This window comes from Pseudomonas sp. TE24901 (genome assembly GCF_054058375.1).
Genome location: NZ_JBSSAF010000002.1, coordinates 55,903 through 80,618, shown reverse-complemented (window position 1 = coordinate 80,618; position 24,716 = coordinate 55,903). Strand labels below are relative to the sequence as shown.

Below are 24,716 nucleotides of genomic sequence, written 5' to 3'. Positions count from 1 at the left end.
TAGTCTGTACCCAACGGTAAAACGAGGCCTCCCATGACTGTTCCCATCGCGATCATCGGCACCGGCATCGCCGGTCTCTCAGCCGCCCGAGCGTTACGAGACGCGGGGCATGTTGTACAACTCTTCGATAAAAGCCGCGGCAGTGGTGGCCGCATGTCCAGCAAGCGCAGCGATGCCGGCGCCTTGGACATGGGCGCACAGTACTTCACCGCCCGCGACCGGCGCTTCGTCAACGAAGTGCAACGCTGGCAAAGCAACGGTTGGGCCGAGCAATGGAAACCCCAGCTGTACAACTTCAAGTCCGGCCAACTCACCCCCTCCCCCGATGAACAAATCCGCTGGGTCGGCACGCCCCGCATGAGCGCCATCACCCGCGCCCTGCTTGATGACCTGCCGGTGGCGTTCGGCTGCCGTATCACCGAAGTGTTCCAGGGCACCCACCACTGGAACCTGCTGGATGCCGACGGCGGCAACCACGGCCCCTTCAGCCATGTGGTCATCGCCACGCCAGCCCCCCAAGCCACAGCCTTGCTGGCCGCTGCGCCCAAACTGGCGAGCGCCGCCGCTGGCGTGAAGATGGATCCGACCTGGGCCATTGCCCTGGCGTTCGACAAACCACTGGATACCCCCATGGAAGGCTGCTTCGTCCAGGACAGCCCTCTCGATTGGCTGGCCCGCAACCGCAGCAAGCCCGGACGTGACACCACCCTGGACACTTGGGTGCTGCACGCCACCAGCGCCTGGAGCAAGGCGCACCTGGACTTACCCAAAGAAGCGGTGATTGAACACCTGCACGGTGCCTTCGCCGAACTGCTGCACAGCGCCATGCCGGCGCCTTCCTTCAGCCTCGCGCACCGCTGGCTGTATGCGCGGCCGTCCAGCAGCCACGAATTCGGCGTGTTGGCTGACGCAGACTTGGGCTTGTATGTCTGCGGCGACTGGTGCCTCTCGGGCCGGGTCGAAGGGGCATGGCTCAGCGGCCAGGAAGCCGCGCGGCGCCTGATCGAACACCTGCAATGAACCGCGTCAACCCGGCCAAATTGCTGCTGTCGAAGTGGACGGCAGCCCATCCACGCAACAAGGAAAAACACTTCCTGGTCACCGAGCTGTTTCGTGACGAAGAAGGCACCGTGCTGGAAATCGAGCTGCAAGCCGTAATGACCCGACGCGCTGAACGCCTGGCCTGGCAAACCCTGCAAAATGCCGAAGCCTGGTGGATGGGCTGGAAGTAACACTCCGCAAATACTTGTACAAAATATTTGACTTGTACAGCATCAAATCTATGATGAGATTTAGTTGTACAATTTTTTTGTCTTGTACAGGAATCCAGCAGGGGTTTGACCATGTCCACCATCGGAAAGCCGAAGATCGCCATCAGCGCCTGCCTGCTAGGCGAGAACGTACGCTTCAACGGCGGCCACAAACAATCCCTGCTGTGCAGCCAGACCCTCGCTGACTACTTCGACTTCGTGCCACTGTGCCCCGAAGTCGCCATCGGCCTGGGCATCCCCCGCGAGCCGATCCGCCTGGTCGGCGATCCTGCCCAACCCCAAGCCGTCGGCACCGTGCACCGTGACCTCAACGTCACCCAGCCGCTGGAAGCCTACGGCCAGCAGATGGCGGCGGAACACACTGACCTGTGCGGCTACATCTTCATGCAGAAGTCGCCGTCCTGTGGCCTGGAGCGGGTCAAGGTGTATCGCGACAACGGCACCCCGGTGGACGGCGGCGGGCGCGGTATTTATGCCCAGGCCTTTTGCGCCCGCCACCCCAACCTGCCCGTGGAAGAAGACGGCCGCCTGAATGACCCGGTGCTGCGGGAAAACTTCCTGACCCGCGTCTTCGTATATGCCAGCTGGCAGCAATTGCGCGCCAGCGGCCTGACCCGTCATGGCTTGCTGGCTTTCCATTCGCGCTACAAATACTTGCTGATGGCCCACAGCCCAGTGCACTACAAAAGCCTCGGCCACCTGCTGGGCAGCATGAGCAAGGACACCCACCTCGAAGCGTTGGCCGACGGCTATTTCAGCGACCTGATGACCGGTCTGAAAAAATGCGCCACCCGCGGCACTCACACCAACGTGCTGCAACACATCAGCGGCTACCTCAAGCAGGCCATCAGCGCCGACGACAAGCAGGAAATGCAAACCGTCATCGGCCAGTACCGCCATGGCATCGTGCCGCTGGTGGTGCCGCTGACCCTGCTCAAACACCATTTTCGCCAACACCCGGACCGCTACATCGCGCAGCAGGCCTACCTGCAACCGCATCCGGAAAATCTCAGCCTGCGAAACGCGATCTAACCTATGAAACCTGCCCTGCAAGACGAACCCGGCGAAGACATTGCCAAAGCCCTCGAAGACGGCTGGTTGCCGATCCGCGAAGTGGCGCGCCAGACCGGCGTCAACGCCGTGACCCTGCGCGCCTGGGAGCGCCGCTACGGGCTGATCGTGCCCCAACGCACGCCCAAGGGGCACCGACTGTTCAGCGCCGAGCATGTTCAACGTATTCACACCATTCTGACGTGGCTCAATCGCGGCGTACCGGTCAGCCAGGTGAAAGGCCTGATCGACTCCGCGCAAGCCAACCCCGACGCCGTCGAAAACGAATGGCATGCCTTGCGCCAGAACCTGGTGACCGCCATCAGCGAACTGGCCGAGCGCCGGGTCGACGACGCGTTCAACCAGGCCATGGCGCTGTACCCGCCGCGCACCTTATGTGAGCAATTGATGCTGCCGCTGCTCCAGGAACTGGAACAACGCTGGCAGGGCCAGTTTGGCGCCCAGATGGAGCGGGTGTTTTTCTTGTCCTGGCTGCGCAGCAAGTTCGGCGCACGCATCTACCACAACAACCGTCAGCTCCAAGGCGCGCCGCTGTTGCTGGTCAATCATTCGGACCTGCCCCTGGAGCCACACCTGTGGCTCAGCGCCTGGCTGGCGAGCAGTGCCGACTGCCCGGTGGAAGTCTTCGATTGGCCATTACCGGCGGGCGAGTTGGCCCTGGCGGTGGAACACCTGCAACCCCGTGCGGTTCTGCTGTATTCGAGCAAAGCCCTGCACCTGTCGGCCCTGGCCAAACTGTTCGGCGGCGTGAGTTGCCCAAAACTGATAACCGGACCAACGGTATGCATCCACAAAGCCGAGCTGGCCGTATTAACCCGTGACATCCCTGAATTGTTCGTGGCCGAAGACCCGTTGTCGGCTCACCAGATACTGATCCAGCGTGGAATCGTCTAAATGCATTTGATCTGGCTGCGCACCGACCTGCGCCTACACGACAACACCGCCCTGGCCGCCGCGAGCCAGCGGGGCCCGATCGCGGCCGTGTACCTGATCACGCCCGGACAATGGCTGGCCCACGATGATGCCCCGTGCAAAGTGGACTTCTGGCTGCGCAACCTGACGCACCTGAGCCAGGCACTCGGCGCACTGAATATTCCGCTGTTGATCCGCACTTGCGCCACCTGGGACCAGGCGCCCGGCGTGCTGAGCACACTGTGCCGCGAGTTGTCGGCGGAATCGGTGCACGTCAACGAGGAATACGGCATTCACGAAAGCCGCCGCGATGCCGCCGTGGCCAAGACCCTGGAAGCCGACGGTGTGACGTTCCACAGCTATCTGGACCAACTGTTTTTCCAACCCGGCAGCGTCTTGACCAAAACCGGCACCTATTTCCAGGTGTTCAGCCAGTTCCGCAAGGTCTGCTACACCCGCCTGCACAGCGCTTTGCCACGCTTGGTGGCCACGCCAAAGGCCCAGGCAAAAACCGCCATCCACAGCGACCCGATCCCTGAAACCGTCGACGGCTTCGAGCCGCCCAGCGACAGCTTGCGCGCCCTCTGGCCGGCCGGTGAAGACGAAGCCCGCCGCCGCCTCGACGCCTTCGCCGACCAGCAGATCAGCTACTACAAGGACGAACGCGACTTCCCGGCCAAGCCCGGCACCAGCCAGCTTTCGGCGTACCTGGCTGCTGGCGTGGTGTCGCCACGCCAGTGCCTGCATGCCGCCTTGCAAACCAATCAGGGGGAGTTCGAAAGCGGCGACATGGGCGCCATCACCTGGATCAACGAGCTGCTGTGGCGTGAGTTCTACAAACACATCCTTGTCGGTTACCCACGAGTGTCGCGCCACCGTGCGTTCCGCCCCGAGACCGAAGCCGTGGCCTGGCGCAATGCGCCCAAGGACCTCGCCGCCTGGCAGGAGGCGCGTACCGGCTTGCCAATCATCGACGCCGCCATGCGCCAGTTGCTCGAAACCGGCTGGATGCATAACCGCCTGCGCATGGTGGTGGCGATGTTCCTGACCAAGAACCTGCTGATCGACTGGCGCGAAGGCGAGCGTTTCTTCATGCGCCACCTGATCGACGGCGACCTGGCGGCGAATAACGGCGGCTGGCAATGGAGTTCGTCCACCGGCACTGACTCGGCACCTTATTTCCGCATCTTCAGCCCGCTGAGCCAGTCGGAGAAATTCGACAGCGAAGGCGTGTTCATCAAGCGCTGGCTGCCCGAGCTGGCCGCGCTGAATAAAAAGGAAGTGCACAACCCCGAGGCGGTCGGCGGCCTGTTCGGCGTGGCGGACTACCCGCGCGCGATCGTCGACCTGAAGAAATCACGGGAGCGGGCATTGGCGGCCTTCCGCAGCCTGCCTTCACGTGAAGTCGTCGGAGGTGCACATGAGTGACTTCCTGCGCCGGTTCGCCCAGGCGTTTGCCACGCTGGACAAGCACAACCTGCACCTGCTCGACAGCCTGTACAGCAAGGACATCGCCTTCGCCGACCCGCTGCATGAAGTTCACGGCCTGCCCGCGATGCACCGCTACTTTGCCGACCTGTACAGCAACGTCAGCCAGTTGCGCTTCGACTTCCACGGCTTCGACCAGGTGGCCGAAGGCGAAGGCTACCTGCGCTGGAAAATGAGTTTTTGTCACCCGCGCCTGGCCAATGGCAAGGTGATCCGAGTGGAAGGTTGCTCGCACCTGATGTGGCGCGACAAGGTCTACCGCCATCGCGATTATTTCGACGCCGGCGCAATGCTCTATGAACACTTGCCCGTGCTGGGCAGTGTGGTCAGCTGGCTGAAAAGGAGAATGGGATGAGCCGTGTACCGCCACGTCGTTATTGGCTGACCGGCGCCAGCAGTGGCATCGGTGCCGCGCTGGCCGTGGAGCTGCTCAACAGCGGCGCCCATGTCGCCCTCAGCTCACGCACCATAGGCCCGCTGGAAGCCCTCGCCCAGCGCTACCCGGGGCAGGTGCTGGTGGTGGCCGGCGACCTGACCAACAGCCAGACCGTCCGCGAAATCGGCGAGCACATCGGCGCGGCCTGGGGCGCGCTCGACACCGTGATCCTCAACGCCGGCACCTGTGAATACGTGGACGCCCGGCAGTTCGACTCATCGATCATCGAGCACGTGGTGCGCACCAACCTGCTGGCCAGCAGTTACTGCATCGAAGCCGCGCTGCCCCTGTTGCGCGCCGGGCAAACGCCGCACCTGGTGGGCGTTGCCAGCGCCGTGACCTACCTGCCGATGCCGCGTGCCGAAGCCTATGGCGCGTCCAAGGCGGGGTTGCGTTACCTGTTTGAATCGCTGCGTATCAGCCTGTCGCCGGAGAACATCGACGTCACGGTGATCAGCCCGGGCTTCGTCGACACGCCACTGACCGAGCGCAATGATTTCCCCATGCCCCTGAGCTGGCCTGCCGGCAAGGCCGCCCGGCACATCTTTGCCAAGCTGGAAAAACGCCCGTTGGAAATCGCCTTCCCGGTGCTGTTCATTGCCACCTTGTGGCCCTTGTCGAAACTGCCCAACCGCGCGCAGCTGATCATCGGCAAACGCATGCTGCGCAGCCCGCCGCCGCAGAAGGATGACCTGTGAAGATCGCCATTGTAGGCAGCGGCATTGCCGGGTTGACCAGTGCTTACCTGCTCAACCGTAACCACGACATCACGCTGTTCGAAGCCGGCGAGCGCATCGGCGGGCATACCCACACGGTCAACGTGACCGTGGAGGATAAAAGCTACGCGGTGGACACCGGCTTCATCGTGTTCAACGACTGGACCTACCCCAACTTCATTCGCTTGTTGGGACAGATCGGGGTGACCTTCAAACCCACCGAGATGAGCTTTTCGGTGTGCGATCAGAACGAAGGCTTCGAGTACAACGGCAACAACCTCAACAGCCTGTTCGCCCAGCGCAGCAATATTTTGTCTCCGGGGTTCTGGGGCATGTTGCGCGACATCTTGCGCTTCAATCGCCAGGCGCCGCTGGACCTGCAAGAGCAACGCATCAGTGCCGAGATGACCCTGGGCGACTACCTCCAGGCCGGGGGCTACGGCCCGCGATTTATCCGGCACTACATCGTGCCGATGGGCGCGGCGATCTGGTCGATGTCCCTGGCCGACATGCTGGGGTTTCCCTTGCAGTTCTTCGTGCGCTTCTTCAAGAATCACGGTTTGCTCTCGGTGAACAACCGGCCACAGTGGTGCGTGATCGAGGGCGGTTCCAGCAGCTATATCGAACCGCTCACCCGCAGTTTTCGCGAGCAGGTGCGCCTCAATTGCCCTGTGCATAACGTCGAGCGCACAGACGATGGCGTGGTTATCCACAGCCCGGCCGGCCGCGAAACCTTTGATCGGGTGGTGTTTGCCTGCCACAGCGATCAGGCCCTGGCCCTGCTCGCCGACCCGAGCCAGGCCGAACAAGAGATTCTCGGTGCCCTGCCTTATGCCGACAACGATGTGGTGCTGCACACCGACACCCGCCTGCTGCCGGACCGCAAACTGGCCTGGGCCAGTTGGAATTACCGGCTGACCGGCAGCGTGCAGACCCAGGCGGCCGTGACCTACGACATGAACATCCTGCAAGGCATCGACAGCGCCACCACCTTTTGCGTCAGCCTCAACCAGACGCCAATGATCAACCCGCTCAAGATCCTGGCCCGCTACACCTACGCACACCCGCAATACAGCCTGGCGGCCGTGGCTGCCCAAGCGCGCTGGCAAGAGTTGCACGGCACGCGCAATACCTTTTATTGCGGCGCCTACTGGGCCAACGGTTTCCACGAAGACGGCGTGACCAGCGCCTTGCGTGTGGCCGAAGCCTTTGGAGAGCGCCTGTGAACAGCGCCCTGTACAGCGGCTGGATCGCCCATCGGCGGTTCGCGCCCAAGGCCCACGCGTTTCGTTACCGCATTGGCCTGCTGTACCTGGATTTGAGCGAACAAGACGAAGTGCTCGGGCTCTCGCCCCTGGCCGGCGCGAGCCGTCTGGCGCCCTTCGGCTTTCGCCAGCAGGATTACCTGCGTGAATTGACGCGCCACGGCATGAGCTTGACCGATGCCGTGCGCCACGAAGTCGGCAAGGCACTGGGGCGTACGCCCCAGGGCGTAATCTGCCTACTGACCCAGGCCCGCAGTTGGGGCCTGGCTTTTAACCCTGTGAGTTTCTTCTACTGTTTCGAGGCCGACGGACAACTGGCTGCGATCTTGTGTGAAGTGACCAACACCCCCTGGCGCGAGCGCTATCACTACGTGCTGCCCGCCCAGGCGCTGGGTGCCGATGAGCACCAGCATTTTGCCGTGGCCAAGGCCTTTCATGTGTCGCCGTTTTTGCCGCGTGAGCTGGAATACCGCATGAGTTTCAGCCCGCCCGCTGCCAAGCTCGGCGTGCACATGGCCGACTGGCAAGGCGACTTTAAAGTCTTCGACGCCACCCTGAACCTGCAAAAAGAAGCCCTGAGCCGCGCCAGCCTGCACCGCTACCTGTGGCGCTTTCCGTGGATGACCGCCAAGACGTGCCTGGCGATTTACTGGCAGGCCCTGCGCCTGTTGCTCAAACGCACACCGATTTTTTCCCACCGGGCCGCCGATGGCGCCTCTCGCACCGCAGTCGGGTATACCAAGGATCGCCGCCATGAAAACCCCTAGCTTATCGGTCAAGGCCAACCGCCTGAACGTCAACGGCATGACCACCGCGCTGCTGCGTAAGGCGGTGCTGCGCCAACTCAGCCAGTTGCGCCATGGCCAGTTGGTGGTGATCGAAGACGGCGAACGCCAAGTGTTCGGCGCCCGGGAAGCGCACCTGCTGGGGGAAATCCAGATCCTCGATTCGGCCGTATGGGGCCTGGTGGCGGCCAACGGCTCCATCGGTGCGGGCGAGGCGTTTATCCACGGCTACTGGAGCAGCCCGGACCTCACCGCCGTGGTGCGCGTGATGGTCAGCAACCTGGATGTTCTGGATGCGATGGAGGGCGGCCTGGCACGACTGGCTCGCCCGTTCACCCAGGGCCTGCACTGGCTCAACCGCAACACGCGCAAAGGCTCGCAGAAAAATATTGCCGCCCACTACGACCTGGGCAATGACCTGTTCGAAGAATTCCTCGACCCGACGATGATGTATTCGGCGGCGCAATTTCTTACTCCCGACGACACCTTGGAACAGGCCCAGTTGAACAAACTGGAACGCATCTGCCAGAAGCTCGCGCTCAAGCCGACTGACCACTTGCTGGAAATCGGCACCGGCTGGGGCAGCATGGCGCTGTATGCGGCCCAGCACTATGGCTGCAAGGTCACCACCACGACCTTGTCCAAGGAGCAGTTTGCCTACACCGAAAAACGCATCGACACCCTGGGCCTGAACGACCAGGTGACCCTGTTGCTGCAGGACTATCGCGACCTCACCGGCCAATACGACAAGCTGGTCTCCATCGAGATGATCGAGGCCGTGGGCCACCGCTTCCTGCCGACCTACTTCAAGCAATGCGCCCACCTGCTCAAGGCTGACGGCCTGATGTTGCTGCAAGCCATCACCATTCGGGAACAGCGCTTCGAGCAGGCCAAGAACAGTGTCGACTTCATTCAGCGTTACATCTTCCCCGGTGGCGCGCTGCCCTGTGTGCAGAACATGCTGCACATTGTCAGCCGCGACACCGACATGAACCTGCTGCACATGGAGGATTTCGGCCTGCACTACGCGCGAACCCTGCGCCTGTGGCACGAGAACTTTCGCCGCGCCCATGGTCGCCTCGCCGAGTTGGGCTACGATGAGTACTTCCTGCGCTTGTGGGAGTTCTACCTGTGCTACTGCGAAGGGGGATTCATGGAACGAACGATTGGGACCGCGCAGTTGCTGCTGGCCAAGCCTGCGGCGATCAACCCGCCCTTGCTCGGGCGCTTCAGTGCTTAAACCGCTGGTCAACGCCGCGCTGTTCCAAGGCGGCTGGTTTGCCTGTGTACTCGGTGGCGACAGCCGCTGGCTGCTGGTAGGGCTCGCCGCGCTGGCCATTCATTTGCTGTGGACAAGTTCCTGGGCTGAGGAAGGCCAAGTGATCCTCGCCGTGACCTTGCTCGGTACGGTGATCGACACCTCGTTGCGCACCTTTGGTGTGTTTCATTTCAGCCTGCCCGGGCCGCTGATTCCATTCTGGCTGGTGCTGCTGTGGGCATTGCTCGCGACCACTTTGCGCCATTGCCTGGCGTGGACCGCACGCCCCTGGTGGCGTGCCAGCGTGTTGGGCGCGGCGGCCGGGCCCTTGTCGTATTACGCGGGCAGCCAGTTGGCCGGTGTGAGTTTCGGCTACGGCACAGCGCCTACCTTGATCGGCCTCGCGCTGCTGTGGGCCGTGGTGTTCCCGGTGCTGCACTGGGTTGCGCGGCAGTTGGGGCACTGACGTCCGTCAGAGCATTCATACGCGCATGACGCGCTTGCCTTACACTGCGCGCCTATGACCGACATCCCCCACTTCCAGATCCCCGAACCCGCCGTCACTTGCTCGACGTGCGCGGCCTGCTGCTGCCAGTTGGAAGTGATGCTGATCACCGACACCGGCGTGCCGGAGCGCTATATCGATACCGACGATTGGGGCGGCGAGGTGATGCTGCGCCTGGACGACGGCTGGTGCTCGGCGCTGGACCGGGACACGATGATGTGCACGATCTATGAGCGACGGCCACTGATTTGCCGGGAGTTCGAGATGGGCGCGCCGGAGTGCCTGGAAGAGCGACAGGGCATTGCCACCGCTTACCGCTGATCGCGAATATGGCGATATTCAAATGTGGGAGCGGGCTTGCCTGCGATGGCATCACCTCGGTATGACTGATACACCGAGGTGCCTGCATCGCCGGCAAGCCAGCTCCCACATAGGTTTGTGGTGCTCGGGGGTTTACAGCGGCAAGGTGTAGTGCAGCGAGTAGCTTTCTACCCCGTCGTTGTTGCTGCTGATGCCCGCGTTGGAATAGTGCGTGGCGCGAATGCCCACCTCATGCCCACCGGCAAAGCGCAGGCCAAAGCCCAGACGGTCTTCGAACTGGAAGGCCTGGCCGATGTTGTTGTCCTCGACCCGCGTGCGGGAGAACACCGCCACACCAATCCCCGCCTCGATGTACGGCTTGACCTTCTCCCCGGCAAACTCATACACAAACACCGGCGAGAATGACAGGCTGCTGACACTGGCGCGCTTGTCGCCATCCCAGTAGGTGTAGGCGCCGCTCCAGTAACCGGTCAGCCGTCCTGTATCGCTTTGCCACCAACTTTTATCCCAATCCGACGTCAAGCCCAACCGATAGGTCATGGTTGAATCGCTGGTACTCCCCACCCCGAATTCAAGGCCGGCGGCCTGTGCCGAAACCGAGTGTCCCACCACTACGGCCGCAATCGCGGCCAAACAGAACAAGCGCTTCATAAGAAACAATCCTTTGAGAACGACGTTATTTGGTTTTGTGCAGGCTAACTCGCTATAGAAGCTGGCGTGTAGACAGAAGTTCAGCTTCTAACCCCGATATTTCACGAATTTTTCACGAGCCAAAACTACGCACAACGCCGGGAGATTTCCATAGTGCTGGTAGGATATTTCTGAGGTGGTCGGCGTCGCCGCTGGTCCAGAACTGCGCAGGCTGCGGGTTTGCACTGGCCAACAGGTCGCGCTCACTCAGCAGGCGCTTGAGCTGACGCGCCACGGCGGCGCCGGTGTCGATCAGGATGACGCTGGGGGGCAGCATCTGGGCCAGCAGCGGCTTGAGGAAGGGGTAATGGGTGCAGCCAAGGATAATGGTGTCGCAACCGGCGCTGAGCAGCGGTTCGACATACCCCTGCAACATCTGGCGCAACGCGGGGCTGCACAAATCGCCGGTTTCAATCAGCTCCACCAGGCCCGGGCAGGGCTGGGTGATCACCCGCACGTCGGTGGCGAAGCGGTCGAGCAACGCGGCGAACTTGGCGCTTTGCAGGGTGCCGGTGGTAGCCAGTACACCGACCACACCACTGCGGGTAGCGGCAGCGGCCGGCTTGACCGCCGGCTCCATGCCCACCAACGGCCAGTCGGGATAGTCGAGGCGCAAATCCGCAACGGCGGCGACGGTCGCGGTGTTGCAGGCGATCACAAACGCCTTGGCACCTTGGCCACGGAAAAACTCCGCCACCAATCGCGAGCGCTCAAGAATATAGCCTGGGGTTTTCTCGCCATAAGGAATGTGCCCGCAGTCGGCCACATACAACAGAGACTCATGTGGCAACAGCTGCTGGATTTCGTCGAGCACCGTCAGCCCGCCGATGCCGGAATCGAACACACCGATCGGCGCGTCCTTAACCATGCTGCACTCCACACACGCTGCAGCCGGGATCGCGCTTGACCCGCAGTTCGCGAAAACGCGTGGTCAATGCATCAATCAACAGCAGGCGGCCTACCAGCGGCTCGCCAAACCCGGCCAACAGTTTCAACGCTTCCAGGGCCTGTAGGCTGCCGACCACGCCCACCAGCGGGCCGACCACGCCAGCCTCGCTGCAGGTCAGTTCGGTGTCGCTGCCGTGCCCATATAAACAGTGGTAGCACGGGCTCTCGGCGCGGCGCGGGTCAAATACCGACAACTGGCCTTCAAGGCGAATCGCGGCACCGCTGACCAACGGTTTACCGGCCGCCACACATGCGGCATTTACGGCTTCGCGGGTGGAGAAGTTGTCACTGCAATCAAGCACCACGTCTACCGCCGTTACGGCGGCCGCCAGGGAATCAGCGTCGAGCGCTGCGCGATGGGCGACCAGCGTGATCTCGGGGTTGATGCCCGCCAGGCGCTGTAGCGCCGAATCGACCTTGGTCTGCCCCACGCTGTGGGTGTCATGGATGATCTGGCGCTGCAGGTTGGTCAGGTCGACGGTGTCGAAGTCCGCCAGGTGCAACTCACCCACGCCGGCTGCCGCCAGGTACAACGCCACCGGTGCGCCCAGGCCGCCGAGGCCGATGATCAGCGCACGGCCGTTTTTCAAGCGCAACTGGCCATCGATGTCGACCTGCTGCAACAAGATCTGCCGGCTATAGCGCAACAGCTCCTGATCGGTCAGCACGGGCGGCGCCCCAAGGTAATGCGTTCGTGGTTGCCGAGGTCGATACGGCTGTGGACCTCTTCAAAACCTTCGCTCGACAACAAGTCACGCACGGCCGCAGCCTGGTCATAACCGTGTTCGAGCAACAACCAGCCACCGGCATTCAGGTGCGCTGGAGACTGCGCGATGATCAAACGCAGGTCGTCCAGGCCGTCATGGCCCGCGACCAGTGCGCTGGCCGGCTCAAAGCGCACATCGCCCGCCACCAGGTGCGGGTCGTTGGCGGCGATGTACGGCGGGTTGCTGATGATCAAGTCGTACGTGCGGCCTTGCAGGGCACTGAACCAATGGCTGTTCAGCACCGTCGCGTTATTCAGGTGCAGGCGCTGGCGGTTGCGCTCGGCCAAGGCCACGGCTTCGAGCACGCGGTCGACCGCCGTCACCTGCCAGGCCGGACGCTCGCTGGCCAAGGCCAGGGCGATGGCGCCACTGCCGGTGCCCAGGTCAAGAACGTGGGTGGGCGTGGCCGGCAACAATTCCAGTGCCGCTTCCACCAGCAATTCAGTGTCCGGGCGCGGGATCAGGGTGTGTGGCGCGACTTCCAGGTCGAGCTTCCAGAAACCTTGCTGGCCGAGAATGTAGGCCACCGGCTCACCGCCACGGCGGCGCTGCAGGTAACCGGCGAAGGTCAACGCATCTTCGCTGCTGACGATTTTTTCCGGCCAGGTATGCAGGTAGCTGCGAGGTTTGCCCAGGGCGGCGGCCAGCAACAACTCGGCGTCCAGGCGCGCGCTAGGCGAGTCTGGCAGGTCGGCGGCGCGCAACAGGCTGGCGATGATGGTCATTTATTCACCGATCGCTGCGAGTTGGTCGGCCTGGTATTCGGCGAGCAATGGTTCGATCACCGCTTCGACGCCACCGGCGAGGATCTCGTCCAGGGAATAAAGGGTGAGGTTGACCCGGTGGTCGGTGACCCGGCCTTGGGCAAAGTTGTAGGTGCGGATGCGTTCGGAGCGGTCACCCGAACCGACCAGCAACTTGCGCTCGCTGGCAATCGCATTAGCGGCAGCGCTGGTCTGCTGGTCGTTGAGTTTGGCCGACAGCCACGACATCGCCCGCGCACGGTTCTTGTGCTGGGAACGTTCTTCCTGGCATTCCACCACGATGCCCGACGGCAAGTGGGTGATGCGGATGGCGGAGTCGGTCTTGTTCACGTGCTGACCACCGGCGCCCGACGAGCGGTAAGTGTCGATGCGCAAGTCGGCCGGGTTGATCTCGATGGCTTCCTGTTCATCCGGCTCGGGCAATACGGCCACGGTGCACGCGGAGGTGTGGATACGGCCCTGGGATTCAGTCGCCGGGACACGCTGTACGCGGTGTGCGCCGGATTCGAACTTCAGCTTGCCGTAGACGTTGTCGCCCTCGACCCGCGCGATGACTTCTTTATAGCCGCCGTGCTCACCCTCGTTCTCCGAGAGGATTTCCACGCGCCAGCCACGACGCTCGGCGTAACGCGAATACATGCGGAACAGGTCGCCGGAGAAAATCGCCGCCTCGTCGCCACCGGTGCCGGCGCGAATTTCGAGGAACACGTTGCGCCCGTCGTTGGGGTCCTTGGGCAACAGCATGCGCTGCAGGTCGCCTTCCAGCTCGGCGAGTTTTTCCTTGGCCTCGCGGACTTCTTCCACGGCCATTTCGCGCATGTCCGGGTCGCTGTCCTTGAGCAGCGCCTGGGCGCCTTCGAGGTCGGCCTGCACTTTGAGCAGGTTTTTGTAGGTGGCGACAACCGGTTCGACTTCGGCGTATTCCTTGGAATAAGCACGGAACTTGGTCTGATCGGCAATGACTTCGCCATCGCCGAGCAAGGCGGTCAGTTCTTCGAAACGGTCCTGGAGCACGTCCAGTTTATTGAGCAGTGACGCTTTCATTGCGGTTTTTTATCCGAAGAGCTATCTGACGCGCCCTCACCGAGGGCAAAGAGTTCCTGGGCCATGGCCAGCGCATCGAGGCGGCCTTCGGCGGTAAGCTTTTTCAACTGTACGCTGGGGGCGTGGAGCAACTTGTTGGTCAAGCCACGGGCCAGTTGCATCAACACCTCTTCGGCGCTGCTGCCGTTGGCCAGCAAGCGCTGGGCCTTGCTCAACTCCTCGTCGCGCAGGCGTTCGCCCTGTTGACGATACGCCTTGAGCACGTCCACCGCCGCCAGTTCACGCAGGCGCACCATGAAGTCTTCGGCGCCGGTGCTGACCATTTCCTCGGCGGCCTGGGCAGCGCCCTGGCGGCTCTTGAGGTTTTCGGCGACCACTTCGTGCAGGTCGTCGACGCTGTAGAGGTAAACGTCGTCCAACTCGCCGACTTCGGGCTCGATATCCCGGGGAACGGCGATGTCCACCATGAAGATCGGTTTGTGCTTGCGCAGCTTCAGCGCACTTTCCACCGCGCCTTTGCCCAGGATCGGCAGTTGGCTGGCGGTGGAGCTGATCACGATATCGCTGCGCACCAGTTCGGCCGGGATGTCCGACAACAACACCGCATGGGCACCGAACTGCTCGGCGAGGATGCTCGCACGCTCCAGTGTACGGTTGGCGACCACAATGCGCTTTACGCCCAGGTCATGCAGGTGACGGGCGACCAGGGTGATGGTTTCACCGGCGCCGATCAGCAGGGCTTGGCTGCGCTGCAGGTCGCTGAAAATCTGTTTGGCCAGGCTGACGGCGGCAAACGCCACGGACACCGGGTTCTCACCGATGGCGGTGTCGGTGCGCACCTGCTTGGCGGAATTGAATGTGGCCTGGAACAGACGGCCCAGCAACGGCCCCACGGTGCCGGCCTCGCGGGCCACGGCGTAGGCGGATTTCATCTGGCCCAGGATCTGCGGCTCGCCCAGCACCAGCGAGTCGAGCCCTGCGGCGACGCGCATCATGTGACGAACTGCCGCATCTTCTTCGTGCACATAAGCGCTGGCGCGCAGGTCGTCGAGGCTCAAATGGTGATAATCGGCCAGCCAGCGCAGCACCCCATCCGCCGAAAGATGTTCCTGCTCTATATAAAGCTCGCTGCGATTGCAGGTCGAAAGGATCGCAGCTTCGCGGCTGTCGGTGAGCCGGCAGAGCTGCTGCAAGGCCTCAACCAACTGCTCTGGCGTGAACGCAACGCGCTCGCGCACGTCTACGGTAGCAGTCTTGTGGTTAATACCGAGTGCGAGGAAGGCCATTCAATATCGCTGATGATGTCGGGAAGCCGACAATTGTCCTACTTCGAATGATTCAGAACAACCACCGTAGGCTATTGTCCTAATGCCTTGTGTCTATAAAAGGCATCCGCTGAGTCTCGGTTATGTTTGACCGAAGGCTTGTGTCATGATGATCCGACCGCAGGTTAGTCGTCCTCTTCCTATATGAATAGATCTTCCGCGTTGCTCCTTGCTTTTGTCTTCCTCAGCGGCTGCCAGGCCTTGGCCCCCGTGTCGCCGGACGGTACGCCGCCGGTCGAAGACAGCACCCCCGCCCCTGAAAAGCCCAAGGTTTATTCCTCGTTCAAGGAAGAAACGATCTACAGCCTGCTGACCGCGGAACTCGCCGGCCAGCGCAATCGTTTCGATATTGCCCTGGATAACTACGTGACCCAGGCCATCAATACCCAGGACCCGGGCATTTCGGAGCGCGCGTTTCGCATCGCCGAATATCTGGGCGCCGACCAGGCTGCGCTGGATACTTCGCTGATCTGGGCGAAAAACGCGCCGGACGATCTAGAAGCCCAACGCGCCGCTGCCGTTCAACTGGCACGCGCAGGGCGCTATGACGACTCCATGGTCTATATGGAGAAAGTCCTGCAGGGCAAGGGCGACACCCATTTCGATTTCCTCGCGCTGTCGGCCGCCGACACCGACCAGGACACGCGCAATGGCCTGATGAAGAGTTTCGACCGCCTCCTGCAAAAGCACCCGAAGAACAGCCAGCTGATTTTCGGCAAGGCGCTGCTGCTGCAACAGGATGACGAGGCTGACGCGGCCCTGAAATTGCTGGAGCAGAACCCGCCGGAAGACGGCGAGATCGCGCCGATCCTGCTGCGTGCACGCCTGTTGCAGAATCTCAATCGCGGCAAGGAAGCGGTTCCGCTGCTGGAAAAAAGCATCAAGAAGTACCCGGATGACAAGCGTCTGCGCCTGACGTACGCCCGCACGCTGGTCGAGCAGGACCGCATGGAGGACGCCAAAGTGCAGTTCGCCAACCTGGTCCAGCAATACCCGGACGACGACGAACTGCGCTACTCCCTGGCGCTGGTCTGCCTGGAAGCCAAGGCGTGGGACGAGGCCAAGGGGTATCTGGAAGAGTTGATCCAGCGCGAAAGCCATGTGGACTCAGCGCACCTGAACCTCGGTCGTATCGCTGAAGAGCGCAACGACCCGCAGGCGGCCTTGCTCGAATACGCCCAGGTCGGCCCGGGTAACGACTACCTGCCAGCTCAGTTGCGCCAGGCGGACATCCTGATGAGCAACGGCCGCACCGACGAGGCGGAAAAACGCCTGGCGGCGGCGCGCGATGCCGAACCGGACTACGCGATCCAGCTGTACCTGATCCAGGCCGAAACGTTATCGGCCAACAATCAGGGCGAACGCGCCTGGAAATTGCTGCAACAAGCCTTGCTGCAATACCCCGACGATTTGAACCTGCTTTATACCCGCGCCATGCAGGCGGAAAAACGCAATGACCTGGCACAGATGGAAAAAGACCTGCGCCTGATCATCAAGCGCGACCCAGACAACGCCATGGCGCTCAACGCCCTGGGGTACACGCTGTCGGATCGCACGACGCGCTACGACGAAGCCAAGGTGCTGATCGAACAAGCCCACAAGCTGAACCCGGAAGACCCGGCCGTGCTCGACAGCCTCGGCTGGGTGAATTACCGCCTGGGCAACCTGGATGAAGCCGAACGTTTGCTGCGCCAGGCGCTGGAGCGCTTCCCCGACCAGGAAGTCGCCGCCCACCTCGGCGAAGTGCTGTGGGCCAACGGCAAGCAGCGCGAAGCACGCCAAATCTGGGAAAAATTCCTCAAGGAACAACCCGAAAGCCCCATCCTGCGCGGCACCATCAAACGCCTGACCGGATCCGAGACCCTTTAAGCTTATGTTCTTGCGCCACGTTGTAGTCTTCAGTTTTATCGCCCTGCTCGCCGGTTGCGCGGGCATAGGCAGCCGTGAATCCGTTGAAGGCCAGGGCAACCCGGCGCAATGGAAACAGCACAAGGACCAGCTCAGCAGCATTGACGGCTGGCAGATCGAAGGCAAGGTTGGGGTTCGCGCGCCGAAGGATTCCGGCAGCGGCACCTTGTTCTGGCTGCAACGCCAGGACTACTACGACATTCGCCTGTCCGGCCCGCTGGGCCGGGGCGCCGCACGCCTGACCGGGCGCCCGGGGCAAGTGAGCCTTGAAGTGGCCAACCAGGGGCGCTACGAAGCGGCCTCGCCGGAAGCGCTGCTGGAAGAACAGATTGGCTGGAAGCTGCCGGTGTCTCACCTGGTCTGGTGGGTGCGCGGCTTGCCGGCACCGGATAGCAAGAGCCGCCTGAGCCTCAACGGCGACAGCCGGCTGGCCACCCTGGAACAGGATGGCTGGCAGGTCGAGTATCTGAGCTACGTCGAACAAAGCGGTTACTGGCTGCCCGAGCGCATCAAGCTGCACGGCACCGACCTTGACGTCACGCTGGTGATCAAGGATTGGCAACCACGCAAGCTGGGGCAATAACGTGACAGTAGAACGCCTGACCCTGCCCTCCCCCGCAAAACTCAATTTGATGCTGCACATTCTGGGTCGCCGTGAAGATGGCTACCACGAGTTGCAAACGCTCTTTCAGTTTCTCGACTATGGCGATGAATTGACCTTCGCCGTACGCGACGACGGCGTGATCCAGTTGCACACCGAATTCGAAGGTGTGCCTCACGACAGCAATCTGATTGTGAGGGCGGCAAAAAAACTTCAGGAGCAATCCGGTTGCCCCCTCGGTATCGACATCTGGATCGATAAAATCCTGCCCATGGGCGGCGGTATCGGTGGCGGCAGCTCAAATGCCGCGACCACCTTGCTGGGCCTGAATCATTTGTGGACGCTGGGCTGGGACCCTGATCGCCTTGCGGCGCTGGGCCTTTCGCTGGGGGCGGACGTCCCGGTTTTCGTGCGCGGGCACGCGGCTTTCGCCGAGGGCGTCGGGGAGAAACTCACCCCTGAATACCCCGAAGAGCCGTGGTATGTCGTGCTTGTTCCGCAAGTATCTGTAAGTACAGCAGAAATTTTTTCAGATCCACTGTTGACACGTAACTCTCCTCCCATTAAAGTGCGCCCCGTTCCCAAGGGAAACAGTCGAAATGACTGCTTACCGGTTGTAGCAAGGCGTTATCCAGAGGTACGTAACGCTTTGAATTTGTTAGGTAAATTTACCGAAGCAAAATTAACCGGAACTGGAAGTTGTGTGTTTGGGGGCTTCCCAAGCAAAGCTGAAGCTGATAAAGTCTCGGCCCTTCTTACAGAGACCCTTACAGGGTTTGTAGCAAAGGGAAGCAACGTTTCGATGTTGCATCGCAAGCTGCAAAGTCTGCTCTAAAAGGAACCGAGTGTTAGGCACTCGTTGCAACAGATACAGGGGCGTCGCCAAGCGGTAAGGCAGCAGGTTTTGATCCTGCCATGCGTTGGTTCGAATCCAGCCGCCCCTGCCATTTTCTAATACTCATCCAGGTTACCCTCAGCCTCTAGGTACTGCGCGTGTCCAAGATGATGGTCTTTACGGGGAATGCTAACCCCGATCTGGCTCGGCGTGTCGTACGTCAGCTGCATATCCCTCTCGGTGACATCTCTGTCGGTAAATTCTCCGACGGCGAAATTACAGCCGAGATCAATGAAAACGTCCGCGGTAAAGATGTCTTCATTATTCAGCCGACCTGCGCTCCGACCAACGATAACCTGATGGAACTCGTCGTGATGGCTGATGCCTTCCGCCGCTCCTCAGCGACTCGAATCACAGCTGTAATCCCTTACTTTGGTTATGCCCGTCAGGATCGCCGTCCGCGTTCCGCACGTGTGGCTATCAGCGCGAAAGTCGTTGCTGACATGCTGACCGTGGTAGGCATCGACCGTGTGCTCACGGTTGACCTGCACGCTGACCAAATCCAGGGGTTCTTCGATATTCCGGTAGATAACATCTACGGCTCCCCGGTATTGGTGGATGACATTGAAGACCAGCGCTTTGAAAACCTGATGATCGTGTCCCCGGACATTGGCGGCGTCGTGCGTGCACGGGCTGTTGCCAAATCCTTGGGCGTGGACCTCGGGATCATCGACAAACGCCGTGAAAAAGCCAATCACTCTGAAGTGATGCATATCATCGGTGATGTCGAAGGGCGTACCTGTATTCTGGTTGATGACATGGTCGACACCGCCGGCACCCTGTGCCATGCGGCGAAAGCCTTGAAAGAGCACGGTGCGGCTAAAGTCTTCGCCTACTGCACACACCCTGTGCTGTCGGGCCGAGCGATCGAGAACATCGAGAATTCCGTGCTGGACGAACTGGTGGTGACCAACACCATCCCGTTGTCCGCCGCCGCTCAAGCCTGTGCGCGTATCCGTCAACTGGATATCGCACCGGTTGTTGCCGAAGCGGTTCGCCGCATCAGCAATGAAGAATCGATCAGCGCGATGTTCCGCTAAGGGTCAAACCTTCGGCACATCCCACTGACGAAAAGCGCCCCGCCCCGACATTCTGTTGGGGCGGGGCTTTTTTGCCCATGTCGAGTACGGCGCTGGTCGCAAACGCCCCTCGATGATGGCTATTTTGGAGATACAAAATGACTGACTTTATTCTGAACGCCCAAGCGCGTACTGACCTGGGGAAAGGTGCGAGCCGCCGCCTGCGTCACGCCGCCAACATCCCAGCCGTTGTTTACGGTGGCAACAAGCCTGCTGAGTCCGTGACCATCCTGGCCAAGGAAATCGCCAAGCTGTTCGAAAACGAAGCTGCCTACAGCCACGTTATCGAGCTGAACGTCGACGGCACCAAGCAAAACGTCATCGTTAAAGCGATGCAGCGTCACCCGTCCAAGCAGTTCATCATGCACGCTGACTTCGTTCGCGTTGTAGCCGGCCAGAAACTGACCGCTATCGTGCCTGTGCACTTCATCGGTGAAGAAGCACCGGTCAAGAAAGGCGGCGAGATTTCTCACGTTGTGAACGAAATCGAAGTGACCTGCCTGCCGAAAGACCTGCCTGAGTTCATCGAAGTCGACCTGTCGGCCGCTGAAGTTGGCGCCATCATCCACCTGTCCGACCTCAAAGCACCTAAAGGCGTTGAGTTCGTTGCACTGGCTCACGGTGATGACAAAGCTGTTGCCAACGTACACGCTCCACGCGTTGCACCAGAAGCTGAAGAAGGCGCTGCAGAGTAATTCACTCTGTATTGCCGGAGCTTGAGGAAACATCGCGGACCGGAACGTAGCGAGAAAGCGGGCGATAACGCGACGTTTACTCTTGAGTAAATGAGCTACTGTTGTCCACTTTCGCCGCACCAAGGTCAGGCGATGTTATCCACAACTCCAAAGGAAGGGCCCCTGTCGTGACTGCCATTAAACTGATCGTTGGCCTGGGAAATCCAGGCGCCGAATACGAACAGACCCGGCATAACGCGGGGGCCCTTTTTGTTGAGCGTATTGCCCACGCGCAAGGTGTGAACCTTGTAGCTGATCGCAAATATTTTGGCCTGACCGGACGCTTCTCGCATCAGGGTCAGGATGTTCGTCTGTTGATTCCCACCACCTACATGAACCGCAGCGGCCAAGCCGTAGCGGCGCTTGCGGGATTCTTCCGGATAAAGCCTGAAGAAATCCTGGTGGCCCATGACGAACTGGACCTGCCACCCGGCGTTGCCAAGCTCAAGCTCGGCGGCGGGCACGGTGGGCACAACGGCCTGCGCGACATCATCGCGCAGTTGGGCAATCAGAATAATTTCTACCGTCTGCGGCTCGGCATTGGCCACCCAGGCGTTGCCAGTATGGTTTCAAATTTCGTCCTGGGTCGTGCGCCACGCGCCGAACAGGAAAAACTCGATGCCAGCATCGACTTTGCCCTCGGCGTGCTGCCGGATATCTTCGCCGGTGAATGGAACCGCGCGATGAAAAACCTGCACAGCCAGAAGGCCTGACTCTTACCGAGGGGAAACACCATGGGATTCAATTGCGGCATCGTCGGCCTGCCCAACGTCGGCAAATCCACCCTGTTCAACGCCCTGACCAAGTCCGGTATTGCGGCGGAGAACTTCCCCTTCTGCACCATCGAGCCCAACAGCGGTATCGTACCGATGCCGGATCCACGCCTGGACGCCCTGGCGGCTATCGTTAATCCAAAGCGCATCCTGCCGACCACCATGGAGTTCGTCGACATCGCAGGCCTGGTCGCCGGCGCCTCGAAAGGTGAAGGCCTGGGCAACAAGTTCCTGGCCAACATCCGTGAAACCGATGCCATCGCTCACGTGGTCCGCTGCTTTGAAGACGAGAACGTGATTCACGTTTCCAACAGCGTCGATCCGAAACGCGACATCGAGATCATCGACCTGGAACTGATCTTCGCCGACCTCGACAGCTGCGAAAAACAGCTGCAAAAAGTCGCGCGTAACGCCAAGGGTGGCGACAAGGACGCAGTGGTCCAGAAGGGCCTGCTGGAGCAGTTGATCGCGCACTTCACTGAAGGCAAGCCTGCACGCAGCCTGATGAAGAACATGGGCGCCGATGAGAAGGCCGTGATCAAGGGCTTCCACCTGCTGACCACCAAGCCTGTGATGTACATCGCCAACGTCGCCGAAGACGGCTTCGAGAACAACCCGTTGCTCGATGTGGTCAAGGCCATCGCCGACGAAGAAGGCGCGATCGTCGTGCCGGTGTGCAACAAGATCGAAGCGGAAATCGCCGAGCTCGAAGACGGTGAAGAAAAGGATATGTTCCTCGAAGCCCTGGGCTTGGAAGAGCCTGGCCTGAACCGTGTGATCCGCGCCGGTTACGAAATGCTCAACCTGCAGACCTACTTCACCGCCGGTGTGGAAGAAGTCCGTGCATGGACCGTCAAGGTTGGCGCCACCGCCCCACAAGCTGCCGGCGTGATTCACACCGACTTCGAAAAAGGCTTTATCCGTGCCGAAGTGATCGCATACAACGACTTCATTCAGTACAAGGGTGAAGCCGGCGCCAAGGAAGCCGGTAAGTGGCGTTTGGAAGGCAAGGAATACGTCGTTAAAGATGGCGATGTCATGCACTTCCGCTTCAACGTATAAGTGCTCTCTGCGGTTTTTTCCGCAAACAAAAGCCGATGCATTGCATCGGCTTTTTTGTGGGCGCTCGCCCTGACAATAACCTTCATCGCAGCCATTACGACTCACACTTCAGATTAATCCTGTTTTCTTCCGCGCCTTTATGCACCCCCTTACATATACAACTCGCCTCTCCCGGAACAACTCTTACTTTTCTTACAGGATCTTTCTCGTTCCTCTCTTACAGCCTCAACGAGAAACTTGGTAAGTTACCGTTATCGGCTGATATTGATAGAGCATCAGGCCAACAATGAAGTGACAGCGACAGTGGAGCACCCGCACGATGTCGGCCTCGTTTCAAATAGATACGCCAGTAGATCCACTCTTTATTGAAGGATCTGATATTGAAGAAACCATCAATACTACTGCCACCCTCAATATTGACATCCTCTTGATGGGCGAAACGGGTACCGGCAAGGACACCTTGGCACAACGGGTTCATCATTTGTCGGGGCGGCGCGGTAGCTTCATTGCTGTGAACTGTGCAGCCATCCCCGAAAGCCTTGCGGAAAGCCAGCTGTTCGGCGTCAACAGCGGGGCCTTTACCGGTGCGATGCAATCACGGGCCGGTTTTGTGGAGGCTGCTCATCTGGGGACTCTGTACCTTGATGAAATCGACAGCATGCCGCTGACTCTGCAAGCCAAGCTATTGCGGGTGCTGGAATCCCGCGGCGTGGAGCGCCTAGGCTCGACCCGCTTCATCCCCGTCGATATGCGTGTCATTGCGTCGGCCCAACACTCGTTGCACACAATGGTCGAACAAGGCACCTTCAGGCGCGACCTGTACTTTCGCCTGAATGTCGTCAACATCCAACTCCCGGCCTTGCGCGACCGGCGTGAGCGCATCATTCCGTTGTTCCTGGAAATGATCCAGCAAGAAGCTGCCCACTTCGGCTGTTCGGCCCCGCCGCCGCCTAGCGGGCTGCTGCAGCAATTGCTAAGCCATCCCTGGCAGGGCAACGTTCGTGAACTGCGTTCGACGGCCAAACGCTTCGTCCTGGGCTTACCGCTTCTCTCCACGTCCTTGAACATCAGGCAGGAATCCGTGATGGGTCTGAAAGCACGCCTGCAGCAGCTGGAAAAGGCACTGATCGAAGAGTCGCTGCTACGCCACGATTACTGTGTGGATAGCGCCGCAGTGGAGCTAAGCGTGGCCAAGCGCACGCTTTACTACAGAATGAAGCAGTTGAATATATCCCTGGCTTAACGCGCTTACAAATATTTAGAAACATCTACCTCTGAAACATTTGGAACGCCTTGTTGCTAAACACCACACAACTAGGGCCACGCTCAAGGCGTTATTGACATGCTAAGGCATAAATAGGGCTTGGCTAACGGCGAACGTGTATCCCCTTCAAACATTGCAGTTGGAGTTTATTATGTCTATTTCAAGCAGTACGCCCCCCAGCACCAACAATAATTTCCTGTCCGCCCCAGGAACAAAACCCGGCACAGGCAACAGCAGTGATGATCTGTTAGACAAGGCAGAGGCCATTGCTCGAGAGGGTTTCGAGTTGAGCCTGAAAGCCAAGCAAATCACCAACAAATATGCGGCAGCTAAAGAAGTTCGATAACACAACCGCCTCCCCGTGTTGTCCATCGGGGAGGCTTTCTTGTTCGCTGAAATAGCAACTTTTGATATCAGCCGTTCCAGGTAGGCTGCCTCAAGTATCGACATAGCAGGCTTTACATGAAGATAGAAGAACTTGACTTTTCAGTGCAACGCAACGCCCTCGAAGAAGCCTTTAACACACGAAGTCATCCTGCCTCTCATACAGACGTAGACTTTTTCACCTCATCGCTGAACCGCCCAGGAGCGACTACCACCCGGGTAGACAATCCTGCGGGACCTTCGCTGCTGGCAGAGGCCGGACAGCACGTCAAGGCCTTGGAAAGCCGTCTTGCGCATGCACTCAAATCAACCAACAAAGGCTCCGACCCGGACGATTTCAAGCAATACCCACGTGAGCTATCCAACGTCGTACTGACCTCCCAACTGCTGGTAAAAAGCCTGGGCAAGGCCACTCAGTGCCTCGACAAAATCTGCAACTTGCAATAATGG

28 protein-coding genes and 1 tRNA gene are annotated in these 24,716 nt (G+C 60.4%); 23 read left to right on the top strand and 6 right to left on the bottom strand.

The window, feature by feature from the left end; genetic code table 11:
- Positions 1-33 precede the first annotated feature (33 nt).
- The 12 genes from ACVWVP_RS04060 to ACVWVP_RS04005 all read left to right on the top strand — a co-directional run bounded on the left by ACVWVP_RS04060 (position 34) and on the right by ACVWVP_RS04005 (position 10,028).
- Positions 34-1,020 carry an NAD(P)/FAD-dependent oxidoreductase gene (locus ACVWVP_RS04060; RefSeq protein ID WP_178919188.1) on the top strand — a complete coding sequence of 329 codons (987 nt, stop codon included), beginning with the start codon at positions 34-36 and terminating at the stop codon, positions 1,018-1,020.
- Positions 1,017-1,232 carry a TIGR02450 family Trp-rich protein gene (locus ACVWVP_RS04055; protein WP_457404515.1) on the top strand — a complete coding sequence of 72 codons (216 nt, stop codon included), beginning with the start codon at positions 1,017-1,019 and terminating at the stop codon, positions 1,230-1,232. The genes ACVWVP_RS04060 and ACVWVP_RS04055 overlap by 4 nt, the downstream gene beginning before the upstream one ends.
- Before the next feature lie 111 nt (positions 1,233-1,343).
- A complete protein-coding gene (locus ACVWVP_RS04050; RefSeq protein ID WP_457404514.1) occupies positions 1,344-2,303 on the top strand; it encodes a YbgA family protein in 960 nt (319 codons plus the stop codon).
- A gap of 3 nt (positions 2,304-2,306) precedes the next feature.
- Complete coding sequence (locus ACVWVP_RS04045; protein WP_259171991.1) at positions 2,307-3,236, top strand: MerR family transcriptional regulator; 930 nt, start codon at positions 2,307-2,309, stop codon at positions 3,234-3,236.
- Complete coding sequence (gene phrB / locus ACVWVP_RS04040) at positions 3,237-4,682, top strand: deoxyribodipyrimidine photo-lyase (RefSeq protein ID WP_457404513.1); 1,446 nt, start codon at positions 3,237-3,239, stop codon at positions 4,680-4,682.
- Entirely contained in the window at positions 4,675-5,097 is a 423-nt protein-coding gene (locus ACVWVP_RS04035; RefSeq protein ID WP_178919193.1) for a nuclear transport factor 2 family protein, read from the top strand. Before phrB ends, ACVWVP_RS04035 begins: the two co-directional genes overlap by 8 nt.
- Positions 5,094-5,876, top strand: a complete 783-nt coding sequence (locus ACVWVP_RS04030) for an SDR family NAD(P)-dependent oxidoreductase (protein WP_457404512.1) — start codon at positions 5,094-5,096, stop codon at positions 5,874-5,876. Before ACVWVP_RS04035 ends, ACVWVP_RS04030 begins: the two co-directional genes overlap by 4 nt.
- Entirely contained in the window at positions 5,873-7,120 is a 1,248-nt protein-coding gene (locus ACVWVP_RS04025) for an NAD(P)/FAD-dependent oxidoreductase (protein WP_457404511.1), read from the top strand. The genes ACVWVP_RS04030 and ACVWVP_RS04025 overlap by 4 nt, the downstream gene beginning before the upstream one ends.
- Entirely contained in the window at positions 7,117-7,926 is an 810-nt protein-coding gene (locus ACVWVP_RS04020) for a DUF1365 domain-containing protein (protein ID WP_457404510.1), read from the top strand. Before ACVWVP_RS04025 ends, ACVWVP_RS04020 begins: the two co-directional genes overlap by 4 nt.
- Positions 7,913-9,184, top strand: coding sequence for an SAM-dependent methyltransferase (locus tag ACVWVP_RS04015; RefSeq protein ID WP_178919200.1), 1,272 nt, complete (start codon positions 7,913-7,915; stop codon positions 9,182-9,184). Before ACVWVP_RS04020 ends, ACVWVP_RS04015 begins: the two co-directional genes overlap by 14 nt.
- On the top strand, positions 9,177-9,668 hold the full coding sequence (locus ACVWVP_RS04010; RefSeq protein ID WP_178919202.1) for a DUF2878 domain-containing protein: 492 nt from the start codon (positions 9,177-9,179) through the stop codon (positions 9,666-9,668). The genes ACVWVP_RS04015 and ACVWVP_RS04010 overlap by 8 nt, the downstream gene beginning before the upstream one ends.
- A gap of 54 nt (positions 9,669-9,722) precedes the next feature.
- Positions 9,723-10,028, top strand: a complete 306-nt coding sequence (locus ACVWVP_RS04005) for a YkgJ family cysteine cluster protein (RefSeq protein ID WP_457404509.1) — start codon at positions 9,723-9,725, stop codon at positions 10,026-10,028.
- Positions 10,029-10,160: 132 nt separating this feature from the next.
- On the opposite strand, the gene ACVWVP_RS04000 is transcribed toward ACVWVP_RS04005, so the two are convergent.
- The 6 genes from ACVWVP_RS04000 to hemA all read right to left on the bottom strand — a co-directional run bounded on the left by ACVWVP_RS04000 (position 10,161) and on the right by hemA (position 15,527).
- Positions 10,161-10,679 carry an acyloxyacyl hydrolase gene (locus ACVWVP_RS04000; protein WP_176995188.1) on the bottom strand — a complete coding sequence of 173 codons (519 nt, stop codon included), beginning with the start codon at positions 10,677-10,679 and terminating at the stop codon, positions 10,161-10,163.
- A gap of 112 nt (positions 10,680-10,791) precedes the next feature.
- Positions 10,792-11,586 carry a glutamate racemase gene (gene murI, locus ACVWVP_RS03995; RefSeq protein WP_178919206.1) on the bottom strand — a complete coding sequence of 265 codons (795 nt, stop codon included), beginning with the start codon at positions 11,584-11,586 and terminating at the stop codon, positions 10,792-10,794.
- Entirely contained in the window at positions 11,579-12,334 is a 756-nt protein-coding gene (locus ACVWVP_RS03990) for a molybdopterin-synthase adenylyltransferase MoeB (protein WP_259171997.1), read from the bottom strand. The genes murI and ACVWVP_RS03990 overlap by 8 nt, the downstream gene beginning before the upstream one ends.
- A complete protein-coding gene (gene prmC / locus ACVWVP_RS03985) occupies positions 12,328-13,158 on the bottom strand; it encodes a peptide chain release factor N(5)-glutamine methyltransferase (RefSeq protein ID WP_457404508.1) in 831 nt (276 codons plus the stop codon). Before prmC ends, ACVWVP_RS03990 begins: the two co-directional genes overlap by 7 nt.
- Positions 13,159-14,241 (bottom strand): peptide chain release factor 1, encoded by a 1,083-nt coding sequence (gene prfA, locus ACVWVP_RS03980; protein WP_176995192.1) that lies wholly within the window; start codon positions 14,239-14,241, stop codon positions 13,159-13,161.
- Positions 14,238-15,527, bottom strand: a complete 1,290-nt coding sequence (gene hemA / locus ACVWVP_RS03975) for a glutamyl-tRNA reductase (RefSeq protein ID WP_176995193.1) — start codon at positions 15,525-15,527, stop codon at positions 14,238-14,240. Before hemA ends, prfA begins: the two co-directional genes overlap by 4 nt.
- A gap of 183 nt (positions 15,528-15,710) precedes the next feature.
- On the opposite strand from hemA, the gene ACVWVP_RS03970 reads away from it, so the two are divergent.
- From ACVWVP_RS03970 to ACVWVP_RS03920, 11 genes are all read left to right on the top strand, one after another.
- Positions 15,711-17,435 carry a tetratricopeptide repeat protein gene (locus ACVWVP_RS03970; RefSeq protein WP_457404507.1) on the top strand — a complete coding sequence of 575 codons (1,725 nt, stop codon included), beginning with the start codon at positions 15,711-15,713 and terminating at the stop codon, positions 17,433-17,435.
- A 4-nt stretch (positions 17,436-17,439) separates the two neighbouring features.
- Positions 17,440-18,057 carry a lipoprotein insertase outer membrane protein LolB gene (lolB, locus tag ACVWVP_RS03965; protein WP_178919214.1) on the top strand — a complete coding sequence of 206 codons (618 nt, stop codon included), beginning with the start codon at positions 17,440-17,442 and terminating at the stop codon, positions 18,055-18,057.
- A 49-nt stretch (positions 18,058-18,106) separates the two neighbouring features.
- Positions 18,107-18,910: a 4-(cytidine 5'-diphospho)-2-C-methyl-D-erythritol kinase gene (ispE, locus tag ACVWVP_RS03960; RefSeq protein ID WP_457404769.1), complete on the top strand. Its 804-nt coding sequence runs from the start codon at positions 18,107-18,109 to the stop codon at positions 18,908-18,910.
- 37 nt (positions 18,911-18,947) lie between these two features.
- A tRNA-Gln gene (locus ACVWVP_RS03955) sits at positions 18,948-19,022 on the top strand.
- 46 nt (positions 19,023-19,068) lie between these two features.
- On the top strand, positions 19,069-20,010 hold the full coding sequence (locus ACVWVP_RS03950) for a ribose-phosphate pyrophosphokinase (protein WP_003171603.1): 942 nt from the start codon (positions 19,069-19,071) through the stop codon (positions 20,008-20,010).
- Between the two features lie 137 nt (positions 20,011-20,147).
- On the top strand, positions 20,148-20,744 hold the full coding sequence (locus ACVWVP_RS03945; RefSeq protein WP_178919218.1) for a 50S ribosomal protein L25/general stress protein Ctc: 597 nt from the start codon (positions 20,148-20,150) through the stop codon (positions 20,742-20,744).
- Between the two features lie 167 nt (positions 20,745-20,911).
- The gene (pth, locus tag ACVWVP_RS03940) at positions 20,912-21,496 is read left to right on the top strand and encodes an aminoacyl-tRNA hydrolase (RefSeq protein ID WP_010213318.1); all 585 of its coding nucleotides are present in this window, start codon (positions 20,912-20,914) and stop codon (positions 21,494-21,496) included.
- 21 nt (positions 21,497-21,517) lie between these two features.
- Complete coding sequence (ychF, locus tag ACVWVP_RS03935) at positions 21,518-22,618, top strand: redox-regulated ATPase YchF (RefSeq protein ID WP_178919220.1); 1,101 nt, start codon at positions 21,518-21,520, stop codon at positions 22,616-22,618.
- A gap of 319 nt (positions 22,619-22,937) precedes the next feature.
- The gene (locus ACVWVP_RS03930; RefSeq protein ID WP_178919222.1) at positions 22,938-23,861 is read left to right on the top strand and encodes a sigma 54-interacting transcriptional regulator; all 924 of its coding nucleotides are present in this window, start codon (positions 22,938-22,940) and stop codon (positions 23,859-23,861) included.
- 172 nt (positions 23,862-24,033) lie between these two features.
- Positions 24,034-24,228, top strand: coding sequence for a hypothetical protein (locus tag ACVWVP_RS03925; protein ID WP_457404506.1), 195 nt, complete (start codon positions 24,034-24,036; stop codon positions 24,226-24,228).
- Between the two features lie 116 nt (positions 24,229-24,344).
- A complete protein-coding gene (locus ACVWVP_RS03920) occupies positions 24,345-24,713 on the top strand; it encodes an EscI/YscI/HrpB family type III secretion system inner rod protein (RefSeq protein ID WP_178919227.1) in 369 nt (122 codons plus the stop codon).
- Positions 24,714-24,716 lie beyond the last annotated feature (3 nt).